The sequence below is a fragment of the Candidatus Accumulibacter cognatus genome (assembly GCF_000584975.1).
GTDB lineage: Bacteria > Pseudomonadota > Gammaproteobacteria > Burkholderiales > Rhodocyclaceae > Accumulibacter > Accumulibacter cognatus.
The window spans coordinates 1-13,917 of sequence record NZ_JDST02000060.1; the positions used below are offsets into that span (position 1 = coordinate 1).

General features: G+C 62.0%; 8 protein-coding genes. 1 reads left to right on the top strand and 7 read right to left on the bottom strand.

The window, feature by feature from the left end:
• On the bottom strand, nucleotides 1-495 hold a 495-nt coding region (locus tag AW06_RS11950), incomplete at its 3' end, for an ankyrin repeat domain-containing protein (RefSeq protein ID WP_034950301.1).
• A 602-nt stretch (nucleotides 496-1,097) separates the two neighbouring features.
• On the opposite strand from AW06_RS11950, the gene AW06_RS20520 reads away from it, so the two are divergent.
• Nucleotides 1,098-2,951: a PAS domain S-box protein gene (locus AW06_RS20520; protein ID WP_273704634.1), complete on the top strand. Its 1,854-nt coding sequence runs from the start codon at nucleotides 1,098-1,100 to the stop codon at nucleotides 2,949-2,951.
• On the opposite strand, the gene AW06_RS11960 is transcribed toward AW06_RS20520, so the two are convergent.
• The 6 genes from AW06_RS11960 to AW06_RS11985 form a co-directional block, all read right to left on the bottom strand.
• The gene (locus tag AW06_RS11960; RefSeq protein ID WP_273704635.1) at nucleotides 2,930-3,601 is read right to left on the bottom strand and encodes a response regulator transcription factor; all 672 of its coding nucleotides are present in this window, start codon (nucleotides 3,599-3,601) and stop codon (nucleotides 2,930-2,932) included. The two genes, AW06_RS20520 and AW06_RS11960, sit on opposite strands and share 22 nt — an antisense overlap.
• A 44-nt stretch (nucleotides 3,602-3,645) precedes the next feature.
• A complete protein-coding gene (locus AW06_RS11965; RefSeq protein WP_034950312.1) occupies nucleotides 3,646-5,655 on the bottom strand; it encodes a fused MFS/spermidine synthase in 2,010 nt (669 codons plus the stop codon).
• Nucleotides 5,656-5,683: 28 nt separating this feature from the next.
• Entirely contained in the window at nucleotides 5,684-7,318 is a 1,635-nt protein-coding gene (locus AW06_RS11970) for a mechanosensitive ion channel domain-containing protein (protein ID WP_138678903.1), read from the bottom strand.
• 2 nt (nucleotides 7,319-7,320) lie between these two features.
• Nucleotides 7,321-8,769, bottom strand: coding sequence for a metalloprotease TldD (tldD, locus tag AW06_RS11975; RefSeq protein WP_034950305.1), 1,449 nt, complete (start codon nucleotides 8,767-8,769; stop codon nucleotides 7,321-7,323).
• 108 nt (nucleotides 8,770-8,877) lie between these two features.
• A complete protein-coding gene (locus AW06_RS11980; RefSeq protein WP_046536665.1) occupies nucleotides 8,878-9,723 on the bottom strand; it encodes a carbon-nitrogen hydrolase family protein in 846 nt (281 codons plus the stop codon).
• Nucleotides 9,720-13,700: a YhdP family protein gene (locus AW06_RS11985; RefSeq protein WP_273704636.1), complete on the bottom strand. Its 3,981-nt coding sequence runs from the start codon at nucleotides 13,698-13,700 to the stop codon at nucleotides 9,720-9,722. The genes AW06_RS11980 and AW06_RS11985 overlap by 4 nt, the downstream gene beginning before the upstream one ends.
• Between the last annotated feature and the right edge of the window lie 217 nt (nucleotides 13,701-13,917).

Below are 13,917 nucleotides of genomic sequence, written 5' to 3' on the forward strand. Positions count from 1 at the left end.
GTGACCGCGCACGGTATAACAAAGCCAAGCGTCCGGATCGACCTGGTCTGCCACCTTGGCTGTTTCGGGCAGTTTGACATTCCAGACCTCGTAGCGGTAAACGAAGACCGCCCAGTCGTACAGCAACTCGTCGCTGGCGTGCATTGGCACGGCGTTGGGATCGGCACCAGCGTCAAGCAGGAGGCGCAACATCTCGGTGTCCATGTGCAGAACCGCCACGATCAGTGGGCTGGAACCATCCCGGCTGCGTGCATTGGAATCAGCACCCAGGCGTAACAATTCCTTGACCACCATGTACTTGGGCGTTTGGGGGCAAAACTCCAGGTCACCGATCACTCGTTCAAGTATCGTATCGCCGAAGCGATCCGTGCCATTCAGGTCAAAACCCGCGGCCACCTGGGGACGGATCGCACCGATCTTTCCCGCACACGCACTTGCTATGAAGGCCTCAACACAATTCTCGTGATCAGTTTCTGGCTGTGTCATGTCGTTCATGCGTAACTCCTTTACTTTTTTCACTTTTAAGTGAGGCCCATTAATTCGCTGGCCCACTGTAACAGCCGACAAGTCCGAAGACGGATGTGGATGGATGGATGGAAGGAATTAAAGGAGGACCGGCAAAATAACAAGACATACCCGGCTCCACCAATGGAACTCCAGTATTGATTCTCTCGCTCACTTAACAACTCAACCAGTGGTAATACTCCTGTTGCTATCAGGAATATTTCCCGGTGACGTGCAGGAAGCACATCAGCGGCGGGAGGCCGGTTCCACTGATCCTGATTGTCTTCGGGCACTTGGCAAATGGGCATGCCCGTCTTGCTAAGCCTTGCACATTCATTAGGTGGTACTACAAGTCGCTGTTGGTGCGCGTTTGAGTGATAATTAACGGGTAACCACATCGCCCACCCGTCAGACTGAGAAGGCACTGCCAGCTCATCACCTCTCTGCCTGCAGCAGGGCGGGCGGCGGCGATAGCCCTTGGCGCGGTCGTCACCTAGTTCGACCAGTCGGCTGCCAGGCGACCCGACCCTGCGCAGCTGCTTAAGGAACGTACCAAGGCGGCAGTTGCCAATACGGATTCGCCAGGAGGCCGCATGCACTCTCTGATCGACTCACAGTACGATTCAATCGCCGTGCTCGACGAACACGGCGTGATCATCAGCATCAACCAAGTGTGGCGCACCTTTGCCGAAAGCTACGGCGGCAGTGCGGCACTGGCGGCCGGGGTCGGCATCGATTATCTGGCGGCATTGCGCAGGGCGGCCGCTATCGATTCGCTGGCAGCGGCTGCCCTGCGCGGCTGTGAAGAGGTTCTGGCGGGACGGCAGACGCTGTTCTCGCTTGAGTCCCCCTGCCATTCCCCAGATCGCGAACGCTGGTTCGAATGTTACGCCATTCCCTTGCTGGGTGCCATCAAGGGAATGGTCGTCGGTCATCGTGATATCAGCGCCCACAAGCTGGCCGAAAGTGTGCCCAAGGAGCATCGCTTCGGGCAGCGCCAGAGCGAGCGCGACCTGAACGCGCTGCTGAACAGCGTCTCGTCGATGATCGGCTACTGGGATCGCAATCTACGCAACCGATTCGCCAATCACGCTTATCGCGACTGGTTCGGCATCGAGCCGGCGACGATCCCTGGCAAGCATATCCGGGAGGTGATCGGCGAGGAACGCTACCGTCTCAACCTGCCCTATATCGAAGCCGTACTGGGGGGAGCAGCACAGCAGTTCGAGCGCGCCATCCCGTCACCCGATGGCCATTCGGTGAACCATGCACTGGCCCGTTATATCCCCGACATCATTAACGGGGAGGTACAGGGGTTCTTCGTCGAGGTCGTGGACGTGACCCCGATCAAGCGCAGCGAGCAGGCCCTGCAGCGCGCCCAGGAGCTTGGCCGGCTCGGCAGTTTCCTGATCGAACTGCCCTCGGAATCCTGGATCGGCAGTCCGATGCTGGAACGGATATTCGGCATCTGCCCGACGTGTGAACATACCGTCAGCGGCTGGGGCGAATTGCTCCATGCAGCGGATCGGCAAGCAACGCTCGATTATTTCCACCAGGTCGTTGCCGAGCGGGGAGTATTCGATCGTCAGTACCGGATCATTCGGCCCAGCGACGGCACGCTGCGCTGGATGCACGGCCTCGGTCAGGTCGAATGCGCCGCCAATGGAGAAGCCCTGCGCATGGTCGGCACCGTCCAGGACATCACCGAGCGCAAGCTGGCCGAGGAGGCGACGAAGCTCCTGCTTGACGAGAACACTCGCCTGGTGCGCCAACTGATCTCGGTGCAGGAACATGAGCGAGCGGAGCTGGCCCGCGAACTGCACGATGAACTTTCCCAGCACGTGACGGCGATTCGCGCCTTTGCCGGGGCCATTCAACATAATGGCGGACACGATCGCGAATGGATCAAGGCCGCAGCGCAGGCGATCGAGGATTCCGCACGCGCCATCTACCAGGTGTCGCACCGCCTGATGGAAGGTCTGCGCCCCAACATTCTCGATGCTGCTGGCATCGTCGAAGCGCTTGCCAGCCTACTCGAGGTCTGGGGACAACAGCATCCTGAAATCAAGTGGCGGGCCTCACTGGATCACGAGCTGGTTTGCCCGACAGCGCCAGTGCGGGTGGCCATCTATCGCATCGTCCAGGAGTGCCTGAACAATGTCACGCAACATGCGCACGCCAAGCGGCTGCGGTTGGTCCTCGCCAGACGGCAGCACGGAGACTCCCTTCGGCTGCTCATCCGGGACGATGGCGTCGGCATGGACGTGGGCGCACCGCATGCGGGCTTCGGTCTGGCCGGCATGCGCGAACGCGTCCTCAGTCTCGGCGGCTCGCTGCAGATCCGCAGTTGGCACGGCGCTGGCACGCGCGTGCGGGTGCTCCTGCCGAGCGTGGGGCCCCCTGCAGAAATGGCGGTCGGGTCGCGTCAGGGTTCGATCAGACCCTGACGAATGGCCATATGTGCCATTTCTGCAAGACTGGAAACACCGAGCTTGGCCCGGATCTGGGTGAAATGGTTGCTGACCGTCTTGCTGCTCAAATTGAGAATACTCGCGCACTCGGACAGCGAGTGCCCCTCGCTGAGCAGCCTGAAAACCTGAAATTCACGCTGCGTCAGGCGGTTGAACTGCGCGGCACCCGACGGACGGTGGCGGTCGAGCAGTGCCGGCAACAGGTCGGCGCTGACGAAGGATTCGCCCTTCGCCACTTTCTTGAGCCCCAGCAACAGTGTTTCAACGTTGCTGCCCTTGGTGACGAAACCCATGGCTCCGGCCTCGAGCGCTCGTTCGAGCAACACCTGCGAATCGTGCACGCTGTAGACCAGGACGGCGGCCTGTGGATCAAGCTTGCGAATGCGTCGGATGGCTTCGATGCCACCGAAGCCTTCCATGCTGAGGTCCATGACCACGGTGTCCGGACAGTGCGTGCGGTAGGCGGCGTAGGCCGCCTCGCCGCTCTCCACTTCCGCCAGTACACGCAGGGCAGGATCGGAATCGATCAGGCTGCGCAGGCCGGCACGCAGGGCCGGGTGGTCGTCGACCACCAGTACCGTGACTGGTGTCAGTTTGGCTCTGGAAGTGATGCCTTGCTCGTCCATGTGCCATCTCCCAATTCACTACGCCATGGCTCCATACCCGGCACTCATTTCAGAATTTTCAGCAAGTTGGAAAAACCATCGGTCCACACCGCGAAGCCCGGTCGCGGGACAAGCGGCGCTGCCCCCCGGATCTTTTCCTGCAGGCCCAGCGCAGCTTCGGGTCGGGCCATCATCACCCAGACCGAATCGCGGCAGAAGGCATCGTCCGCATCCGCATCGAGTGTGACGATCAGGGCGTGCATGTCGAGCTGCCGGGCGGCGGCAGCAACGACCGGTCGCAAATCGAGATAGCGGTTGGTGATATGCATGGCCAGCACACCCTCGTTCTTGATGTGGCGCAGATAGGCCCGGATGGCCTCGATGGTCAGCAGATGCGTCGGGATCGAGTCGCCGGAGAAAGCATCGATCGCCAGCAGATCGAAGTGCTGGACCGCTTCGCTTTCAAGCATCAGGCGACCATCCCCGAGCACCGGAACAATCTGCGCTGCGCTATCCGCAAGGTAGCTGAAGTCCCTGCGAGCCAGGTCGAGTACCTGTTCGTTGATTTCGTACATGCGCATTTCGTCCCCCGGCCGGCCGTAGCTGGCGAGTGTCCCGGCGCCCAAACCAAGAACCCCGATCTTCCGTGGCCGGTCGATGGCGAGATTGAGTAGCGCCTGGCCAATCCCCGACTTCTCGCAATAGTAGGCCGTGGGTCGCCGGTTGTAGGCGGGGGAGATGAACTGTTCTCCGTGGTAAATTTCCCCGTGCAACATCGTGCGCTTCAGACCCAGCGCTTCGTCGTTTTTGTCGAGCACACGCAACTGGCCGTAGAAGTTGCGCAGCACATGTCGGTAGTCTTGGACGTAGTCGACCGAGATCCCGACCAGACGACAGCCGTAGGCAAGCAGCACGACCGCCAGCAGCCAGCGCCACGCCGGTTTGAGATCGTGCCAGAGAACGATGACCACCAGCAGAGCGCAGAGGAACAGGCCGATCGGCAGTTCGAAGTAGGCCTCGAACACGGCCGGCGCCAGCAACCCGACAAAGCTCCCGCCGAGCGCGCCGCCAATCGAGAGCATCAGGTAGAACAGGGTCAGATGGCGAACCGCTGGCCGGCGCCTGACCAGCTCGCCGTGACAGACCATGCAGAAGATGAACAGGGACAGCGACATCGCGGCAATGAGGATCGGTACCGGCAGGCTGCCGCCGTCGAGAACCCGGTCAAGAGCCAGCAAGGCGATCGGCAGCGCCACGAGGAATCCGGGCCGGTAATAGTACCTTGGGGCATCAAAGCAGAGGATGAAACTCAGCAGATAGAGGCTTAGCGGCAAGACCCACAGGAAAGGAATCGGCGCGACGTCCTGCGTCAGATGGCGGGTCATCGCCAGCAACAGGATCGAGGCGGTCATAGCCAGACCAACCCACAACAGACACTCGCTCCATGCCGGGCGAGGTGCCGCATCGGCATGTGGCCTTTCGACTTCGCTGGCTACCCCTTTCCACGACTGCCAGGCACTGCCCAGACACGCCAGGACGAAGAGGGCGTATGCCACCGACCAGGCCCAGGCTTGCTCGAAAACCGGAAAGTATGGTTCAACGAGTACCGGGTAGCTCAGCAGTGCGAGCATCGATGCCAAATTTGAGAGTGCGTACAGCCGGTAGGGCATCAGGCTCGTGAATGATCGTGCGTACCAGGCCTGCATCAGCGGCCCGGTGGTTGACAGCAGCAAATAGGGCATGCCGACCGCCGAGGCAAGAACGACGAGTACGTTCCAGGTCGGATGGGCAAACGCCGCTTCCTTCCACGCCGGATCGGCAATCACCGGCAGGGTCGCCAGGCTCAGGAGCAACAGGACGGCATGCACGACATTCTGGCGGCGAGGAGAAAGCCACTCGTGGAGAAGGTGTACGTACAGGTAGCCAAGCAGCAGTTCGGCCTGGAAAAAGACCAGGCAGGTACTCCACACCGACGACGAACCACCGAACCACGGCAGGATCATCTTGGCGATGATCGGCTGAATCTGGAACAGCAGGAAGGCCGAGAGGAAAACGGTGGTGGCGAAGCTGATCATTGAGACTTTCGAGGCTTGCGCGCTGCGGTCAGCGCTGCGGTGGCGGGGCGTCCGGCGCTGCCGGCGGCGCATGCCACCCCTCTGGAGGCACGACTACATTGTTGCGGGGCTGGCTGACGAAGTGCGGCGACATGATCTGCACCCCATAGGTGTTGAACTGGTCCTGGATGTTGGCATGCAGCGCCGACAATACCGGCACCCGCTCGAGCGGCTTGTCCATGTGCGCGAACAGTTCGTATTCGACATACCAGTCGGCGAGACTACGCTGATAGACGAATGGTTTGGGGAGCACCCGCAAACCCGGTGTCTGCTCGGCGGCGGCAATCAGCATCGCATGCACCTGCCGCCACGGCGTATCGTAGCCGATGGTCACCTTGGTCGACACCAGCGTGCCACGCGCGCCGGCCAGGCGCGAGTAGTTCCGGATCGGATTGCCGACCAGAACCGCGTTGGGAATCGTCACCTCCTCGTTGCGCATGTTGATCATCTTGGTCGACAGCGCGCCAACCTCGCTGACCACACCGACATGTTCACCAATGTCGACAAAATCACCGACCGATAGTGCGCGCGAATAGACCAGCACCAGACCACTCATCAACTGGTTGACGATCCCCGCCGAGCCGAGCGTCAACATGAAGCCGAACATTACCGACAAGCCCTTGAAAGCGTCGCTGTCAGACATCGGAATGAACGGGTAGGCAATGGCGATTCCCAAGCCCCAGACGAGGATGTTGACGAGCCGGTGGGTTGCGGTGACCGTCTCCGGGTGTAGTCCAGGTACCTGCACCCGGCCTTCCTTGGCGGCCTTGAAGAAGTTGCCGAGCGCATCGTTGAAGGCCTTGGTCAGGAATAGAATCACCAGTGCCGTGGTCAGCGCCGGCATGGCGCCGAGCAGGCCGGCACCGAGTGTTTCGAGCAACCCGAACAGAAAGTCGGTCAGGCGGTCACCGAGCGGCTCGGTGAGCGGAAAGCGTGCCAGCACGTAGGTCAGCCAGAGATAGGCGACGTTCAACCACAGAAAGCCCATCAGCAATTGCGCGAGTCGCTTCACCAACAACCAGCCGTGACGTGCCCAGCGAAGCCGGCTGGAGGCATTCTCGGCTTCGATGACTACCTGTAAATGGCGTACCATCAGCGTCGTCGCGCGACGAATCAGCCACAGCAGCAGCAGCGCAATGGCGGTGGCCAGTATCGATAGTCCGGCCCCCTTCAGCAGCACCATCGGACGATTTTGCTCGCTTGCCGCCTGCAGCGCTGCTTGCATCTCACTGGCCGCACGCCGCCCCGCTTCGTCGAGCGAGAGCTTCTCTTCGGGGTCCAGGTCCCCCTCCAGGACGTTGAAGAGAACCAGTTGCCCAATCCGCAAATTGATTCCACGCTTGCCGTCAACCGTGAATGGCGTCACTTCGACCGGCTCCCCCATCTGGTTCGCAGCCAGGGTATCGAGGCGAGCCAGCGCCCTGCGGACACGCGTCTCGGGGGTCATGCCCATCAGGGTCGTTCGGAAGGTGACGATCGGCCGGAAATGATAGTGGAGGGTCGCTTCCTGCAGATGGGCCGATTCGGCGGCGATGACCGGCGCCCCCGTACTTGCCAGGAAAAGACAGCACAGCAGCCATGACAGCGTCGCGGATAACTTCGACAGGAGCGGGATCGCCCACATGACTAGGCCGTCCCGCCAACTGTCAAACCTTCAATGCGCAGGGTCGGCTGGCCAACGCCCACCGGCACGCTCTGGCCATCCTTCCCGCAGGTACCGACGCCGGGGTCTAGACGCATGTCGTTGCCGATCATCGACACCTGTTGCATGGCCTCCGATCCGCTACCGATCAGGGTCGCTCCCTTGACCGGTGAGCCCACCTTGCCGTCTTCGATCAGGTACGCCTCGGACATCGAGAAGACGAACTTGCCGTTGGTGATGTCTACCTGCCCGCCACCAAAATTGACCGCATAGATGCCCCTCTTGACCGATTTGATGATCTCTTCGACGCTCTTGTCGCCGTTTGCCATCGTGGTGTTGGTCATGCGGGGCAGCGGCAGGTGCGCAAACGACTCGCGGCGACCATTGCCGGTCGGGGAAACACCCATCAGCCTGGCGTTGAGACTGTCCTGCATGTAGCCTTTGAGGATGCCGTCTTCGATCAAGACCGTTCGCTGCGTCGGATGGCCTTCGTCATCGATGTTCAGCGAACCACGCCGTTCGGCCATCGTGCCATCGTCGATGATGGTGACTCCCGGTGAGGCGACGCGGCTGCCGATGCGGCCGGCAAAGGTCGAACTGCCCTTGCGGTTGAAATCGCCTTCCAGTCCATGCCCGACGGCCTCGTGCAGGAGGATGCCCGGCCAGCCAGAACCCAGGACAACCGTCATCGTACCCGCCGGCGCCGGACGCGCGACGAGATTGGTCAGCGCCTGATGCACGGCTTCGCGTGCATAGCCCTGCAGCACGGCATCGTTGAAACAGTCGTAATCGGTACGGCCACCGCCGCCCGCCGAGCCCTGTTCGCGCTGGCCGGCTGCTTCGACGATGACCGTCAGCGAGACCCGTACCAACGGCCGAATGTCGGCCGCCAGCCGGCCGTCGCTGCCGGCCACCAGAATCACCTCATATTCGCCGGCGAGATGTGCCATCACCTGCGTCACCCGAGGATCCTCGGCGCGTGCCAGCGTCTCCAGACGTTCGAGCAGTCTGACCTTGCTGGCTGCGTCGAGCGAAGCGAGCGGGTCCTGTGGCACATACAGGCGATGCCCGCTGCGTCTCTTCAGCGTCGGCACGCGCCGCTCCTGCCCGGCCGCGGCAATCGCCCGCACTGCCGCGGCGGCATCGCCGAGGGCCTGAACGCTGATATCGTCGGAGTAGGCAAAAGCCGTTTTTTCCCCCGACAGGGCGCGTACGCCGACCCCCTCGTCGATGTTGAAACTGCCAGCCTTGACGATTCCCTCCTCGAGGCTCCAGGCCTCGGAACGGCTGTATTGGAAATAGAGGTCGGCATAATCGACCTGGTGCGCCATGATCTTGCCGAATACCCGTGTCAGGTCTGCAACATCCAGGCCGTAGGGCGTGAGCAGGGTTTTTTTGGCCTGTGCGAGAAGGGTTTGAGCGTTTGTGGTCATTGAATTTCCATGGTTGCTGCCGTTTCCGTGCAAGTCGCGTCAGCGACTCGTGAATCTCCCCTTGTCCGCATGCGGGAGAGGGCCGGAGGTGAGGGATCGCACCGTCGCTTACATGACACGGTGCCCGAGTGCAGGAAGGCTGGCTCGGACTTCGTCGAGGCGGGCTCGTTCGAGGTCGGCGATGACGATTCCTGGTCCTTTGAGCTTGCGATCAAGGATAGTTCCCCAGGGATCGACGAGCATGCTGTTGCCATGCGTCTCGCGCCCGTTCTGGTGGCGGCCGCCCTGCGCCACGGCCAGCACATAGCACTGATTCTCGATTGCCCGCGCCCGCAACAGAATCTCCCAATGTGCCCGCCCGGTGGTTTCGGTAAAGGCTGCCGGAATGACCAGCAACTCGGTAACGCCTAGCGAACGATAAAGCTCCGGAAATCTGAGATCGTAACAGATCGACAAGCCAACCCGGCCAAAAGGCGTGCTGAAGGCGGCCGGCTGACGACCGGCTTCGATCGTCGCCCGCTCATCGTAGGACTCGATACCCTGCCGGAAGCCGAACAGGTGGATCTTGTCGTAACGCGCGACTCGCTGCCCCTGCGGATCGTAGACCAGACTCGAATTGAGGACCTTGTCGGGATGCTCGCTGCACAGCGGCAGCGAGCCGCCGATCAACCAGATGCCGTGTGCGCGGGCACTCGCTGCCAGGAAGTCCTGGATGGGTCCATGCCCATCGATTTCCCGCAGCTTGACCTTGTCGTCGTCACGCATCCCCATGATCGCGAAATACTCGGGCAGCGCGAGCAGTTCGGCGCCCTGCAGGACCGCTTCGTCGATCAGGCGGGCAGCGGCGCGCAGGTTCTCCTCGACGCGCGGTGTCGAAACCATTTGCAGCGCAGCGACCCGCAGTGTCGGGACAGCGGGCGGGTCGCCTGGCAGATCACTGAGGTGGGGGTTCATTGCGGACTCCGGTCGGGGTTGGCGGGGATTGGCAAGTCAGCGGGCGGCGTCGGGGCCCCCGAGCGGGAAATTCTCTCCACTTTGGGGTCGTCCCATTTGCCGGTAACCAGATACTCGAAAGCAAATACCTTGTTGAGCGGACCCTGCAAAATTTTATCCGCCAGCAGGGTGGCGATGCCGGCCAGCGGATTGATCACGGCGACTCCCAGAGCCGCGCTGCTGCCGAGTTCGGGCTGCACGGTCACCCTGAGATGCTGTGTTTCATTTTTCAGGTCGGCGTCGCCACGCATCACCACGTGCGCCGCCGGGCCATCGATTTGCAGGCGCTGGGTGTGCATCAGCCCGCTGTTGACCGTCATTTTGCCGTGAATGCTGTCGAAAGCGAAACCTTCGCTGAAGACATCACCGAAATCGAAGCTCAGGCGACGCGGCAGGCCTTGCAGGCTGATCAGGCCGAGCAGCTTGCCAGCCCCTGGGTCGAGCTTCAGGAACTGTCCCTTGCTGGCATCGAGTTCCATGTCACCACTCAGCGTCGCGTAGTCGAGCCGATCCGGTTCCCCGTTCCAGCCGATTTTCCCCTTCATCGTCGCGTTGCCGGCACGTACCGCTCCGGCGTATCCCAGCCGGTCGAGCAACTTGCCGACATCGCTGCTCTCCAGTGTGAAATCGAGTTGCGTGCGGTTGGCCGCGCTGATCTGCCACTGCCCGCTGCCAGACAGCCTTGCATGGGGGTTGAGCAATTCGATCTTGTCGAGCCGCCAAATCCCGCCATCGTTGTGCGCCTGCATATCCAGACGCCCAAAGCGATGCTTGCCGACCGTGAAGTCATCGACCACGATGTCGAGGGCCGGCAGCTTCTTGAGCGCCTCTCCGGGTTCTGCGTCCTTGCTCACCTTCTCGGGACGGCGCCATTTCTTGAACTGCGCCTTCAGCTTGCCGCTGCCCGATCCATCCCAGACAAAGTTGCCGACCGCCTGATCCGATTGCACTGCCCCCCGCCATTGTGAAGTCGCCCCCGACACCCCCATGCTGACCCGGGTGTAGGAGGAGCCAAGCAGGATGACTTCGTCCGCCTTGAGATCGACCGAGACCGGAAGGCCGGAACCGGTACCCTCTTCATCGCCGCCGCGCTGCAGCAGTGCTTGCCAATAGCCGACATCCAGTGACGGGACGCTGATCCCAATGTTGAATCCGCGTTCCGGCAACACTGCCAATGGCCGCCCCACCATGATCGCCGCCCGTTCCGGAAAAGTCTCGTCGCCCTGCTTGCGGCGGATCAACTGCATGTTGAACACATTGCCGATGGTTGCGCGCAACTGCTCGCGGCGAATCGGCTCTGCGGCACGCATATTGGTCGCCGGCTGCGGCGCCATCTCGAAATGCAGGGCCAGTGCGTCGCCAGCGCTCTTGCCGAGGGGTGCCGGCAGGGTCGACGCGACGCCGACCAGATTAGAGTCCAGCATCAGCTCGATATCGCGCTTGCGGACCCTTAACTCGGCACGATAAGCGGTGCTTCCGGATAGCTTGTCGAGCAGCGGCCATTCCGCGCGCCGCCGCAAGTCGTTCACGGCCAGCGTGCCTTCGGCCATCACCAGCACCTTGCCGTCCTGTAACCCACCGCTAATCCTGACCTGGCCACCGAACAGTTGGGCGTTGATCTCCGGTACGCGCAGGCTGGTTTCGGAGAACTGCAGGCTTCCCTTGACCTGCTGCAGGGGGGGCAGCGCGGGGTCGACGTTCACTTCGTTGGCCAGTAGGGTATAGGTGCCGGCAATCCTGGATTCGCCGAGCCGTGCCTCGGCCAACGGAATCTCCAGCGCAATATCCAGATGACCCTTGCCGATGGCACTCATCTGGTCGGTGAAGTGGTCGATCTGGCCCGCGACCGGGCTGAGCTTGATGAACTTCAGAAATTCCGACGTCTCTCCGTCGGCACGCCCCCTCACTCTGAGGGTGGACACCGGTGCATCAAAGTCGGGAATCTCGGCGTGCGTCTCGGTCAATCGGGCGCCAAGAATCGTGCCACGCCGCGCCATCACCACCATGCCGGTCCCTTCAAAGCGAAGATCGGCATCGATACCGCTGATCAACGGCCAGCCGGTTCCGTAATCCAGGGTCACTCCCTGCGCCTTGACGGTGACCAGAAACTGTCCCTGTTTGCGGTCGAGAAACGGGAACTTCGCCAGATCGCCTTTCAGGATGAGCTTGGCTTCGCTCGCCGCCCCAGCCTTGAGGGCGTCACGCAGCCAGTGACGCGCGTCGACGTTGATCGCTGCCGGCAGGTAGCGCCAGACCGCGCGCGCGTCGGCGCGGCTGAGTGTTGCCGTCAGGTCGATGCTGCCCGGTCCTTCGCCGGAGTTGAAGTAGCTGCCCTGCGCAATACCGGCCGCATCGGGTCCGGCAAACTCGGCGCGCGCCAATTCGACCTCGACCTGGCCCTTGCCGATTTTCCATCGGGCTTGTGCATTCAGGGTGTCGAGCGCGATCGATGATTCGGGAAATATGTCGGGCAGTGCGATGTTTACCTGCTGCGAACGCAGCTGCACGGTCCCCCCCTGTTCGCTGGCCTCGAGCGAGCCGGACAAGCCCGTGACGCCTGGGAAACGACCACCAGGCTTGAGCGCCAGGCCATCGAAACGGCCTGTCAGCGAATAAGCCTGCAGGTTCTCGGCGTCGCCCTGCCAACCGGCACGCAGTTCGCTGATGCGTCCGCGTGGTGCAAAGTCATTCAGCAACTGCCGTGACCCGGCGCCGAGCGGCAGATAGGCCGCCAGTGCTGCGAGCGCGTCGAGTTCCAGCGTGCTGGCCGTAGCGTGACCACGCGGTACGCTGCCGGCCGTGGCTGGACGCTGCCAGTCGACGTGAAAATCGGTCGGCTCGATAGAAATGGCGGGCACCGGTGCGTCGCCTTCGACAGCACGCGTCACCAGTTCGATGCGCCGCCCATCAACGCTTGCTCCGGTTGCTGAAAAGCGCGCACCGAGGCGGCCGGACATGTGTTCGAGTTCGAGCGCCGGGAGATCTTTTCCCAGGCGCAGATTGACCTTGTTGAGCGAAAGGTCCGCAGTCAGTTCCTGCAGGCTTCCGTCGGCAAAGCCGGCCCAGGCGCGCACGGCGCCGCGGCCATAAGGCAAGGCCAGCGGGTAATCGATCCAGGTGCGCCAGACCGCCAGATCGGCATAGTCGATCTGAGCAAAGAGCTGACCTTTCCAGGAGGCCATGCGCGTACTGTCCCTACCGTGAAAATCCCCTCGCAGATCGATTCTTGACGCCAGTTCCGCTGTTGGCAACGCGGTCAGTCCGAAGCGGTGCCGCCGCCCGTCGTTGTCGAGCGCCAGGTTCACATCTTCGAGAATCAGTGGCGGCGCATTGCGCTGCGCGTCCTCCCAGACCACCGTTGCGCCGTTGATGCGAATGCGCTTCTGGACCAGCACCCAGTCTGCGATACCGCTGTCCTTGTCCGGTTTGCCGACGGCGATGCCGGCAACAAACAAATTCCCGTCGCGGTCGCGCCGCAGATGCAGCGTCGGTTCGGTGATTCGCAACAGGCGCAGCCGCAACTGCCAACGTGGCAGCGACGACCACGAGAGGATGCTCTCGACGCGTGTAAAGGTCAGCGCCGGCTGTCCCTGCGCGTCGGCAATGCGCACATCGGAGAGGATCAGGTCGGGATTGATTCCTTGCCAGCGAGCTTCAATGCGTCCGATGCCGACCGACAGGCCAAGCACCTGGCTGACCTGGCGTTCGATTTCCGGCCGATAACTCTCGATGTTCGGCAGGATCAGATAGCGCAGCGCCAGCACCAGCAGCACGAAAGCAAAATAGAGCAGCCAGAAGGCACGCACCGCGATACGCCCGAGCCACCGCGCTGCCGGATGCGAAATCACGGGCAGCAGACGATGCAGGCGATGGTAGACCGCCGGGCGCAGCTCGTCCTGCCGCATCAGAGGTGGCCGGCGCAGGGAGACTTTGGCCAACAGTCGGTAGGCGTCACTAGAATATCGGAGTATCTGGTCAGACAACCCATGATTGTAACGGCTTTGCCGGCCCCTGATCAGAAGGATAGGAAATCCAACGGTATCAACGAGAGAATATGAGCCTTCATCAAGCAGCGTCAACCTCGCATTTGGACCCGGAAGCCTCTGAAAAGTCATGCGAATCCGGCCCCGCTCAGTGCCTGTGGCCATCCGCCCG

Coding starts and splice junctions, on each gene's coding strand:
- AW06_RS11960 (WP_273704635.1), bottom strand. CDS start 3,601: ATGGACGAGCAAGGCATCACTTCCAGAGCCAAACTGACACCAGTCACG.
- AW06_RS11970 (WP_138678903.1), bottom strand. CDS start 7,318: ATGTGGGCGATCCCGCTCCTGTCGAAGTTATCCGCGACGCTGTCATGG.
- AW06_RS11980 (WP_046536665.1), bottom strand. CDS start 9,723: ATGAACCCCCACCTCAGTGATCTGCCAGGCGACCCGCCCGCTGTCCCG.
- AW06_RS11965 (WP_034950312.1), bottom strand. CDS start 5,655: ATGATCAGCTTCGCCACCACCGTTTTCCTCTCGGCCTTCCTGCTGTTC.
- AW06_RS20520 (WP_273704634.1), top strand. CDS start 1,098: ATGCACTCTCTGATCGACTCACAGTACGATTCAATCGCCGTGCTCGAC.
- tldD (WP_034950305.1), bottom strand. CDS start 8,769: ATGACCACAAACGCTCAAACCCTTCTCGCACAGGCCAAAAAAACCCTG.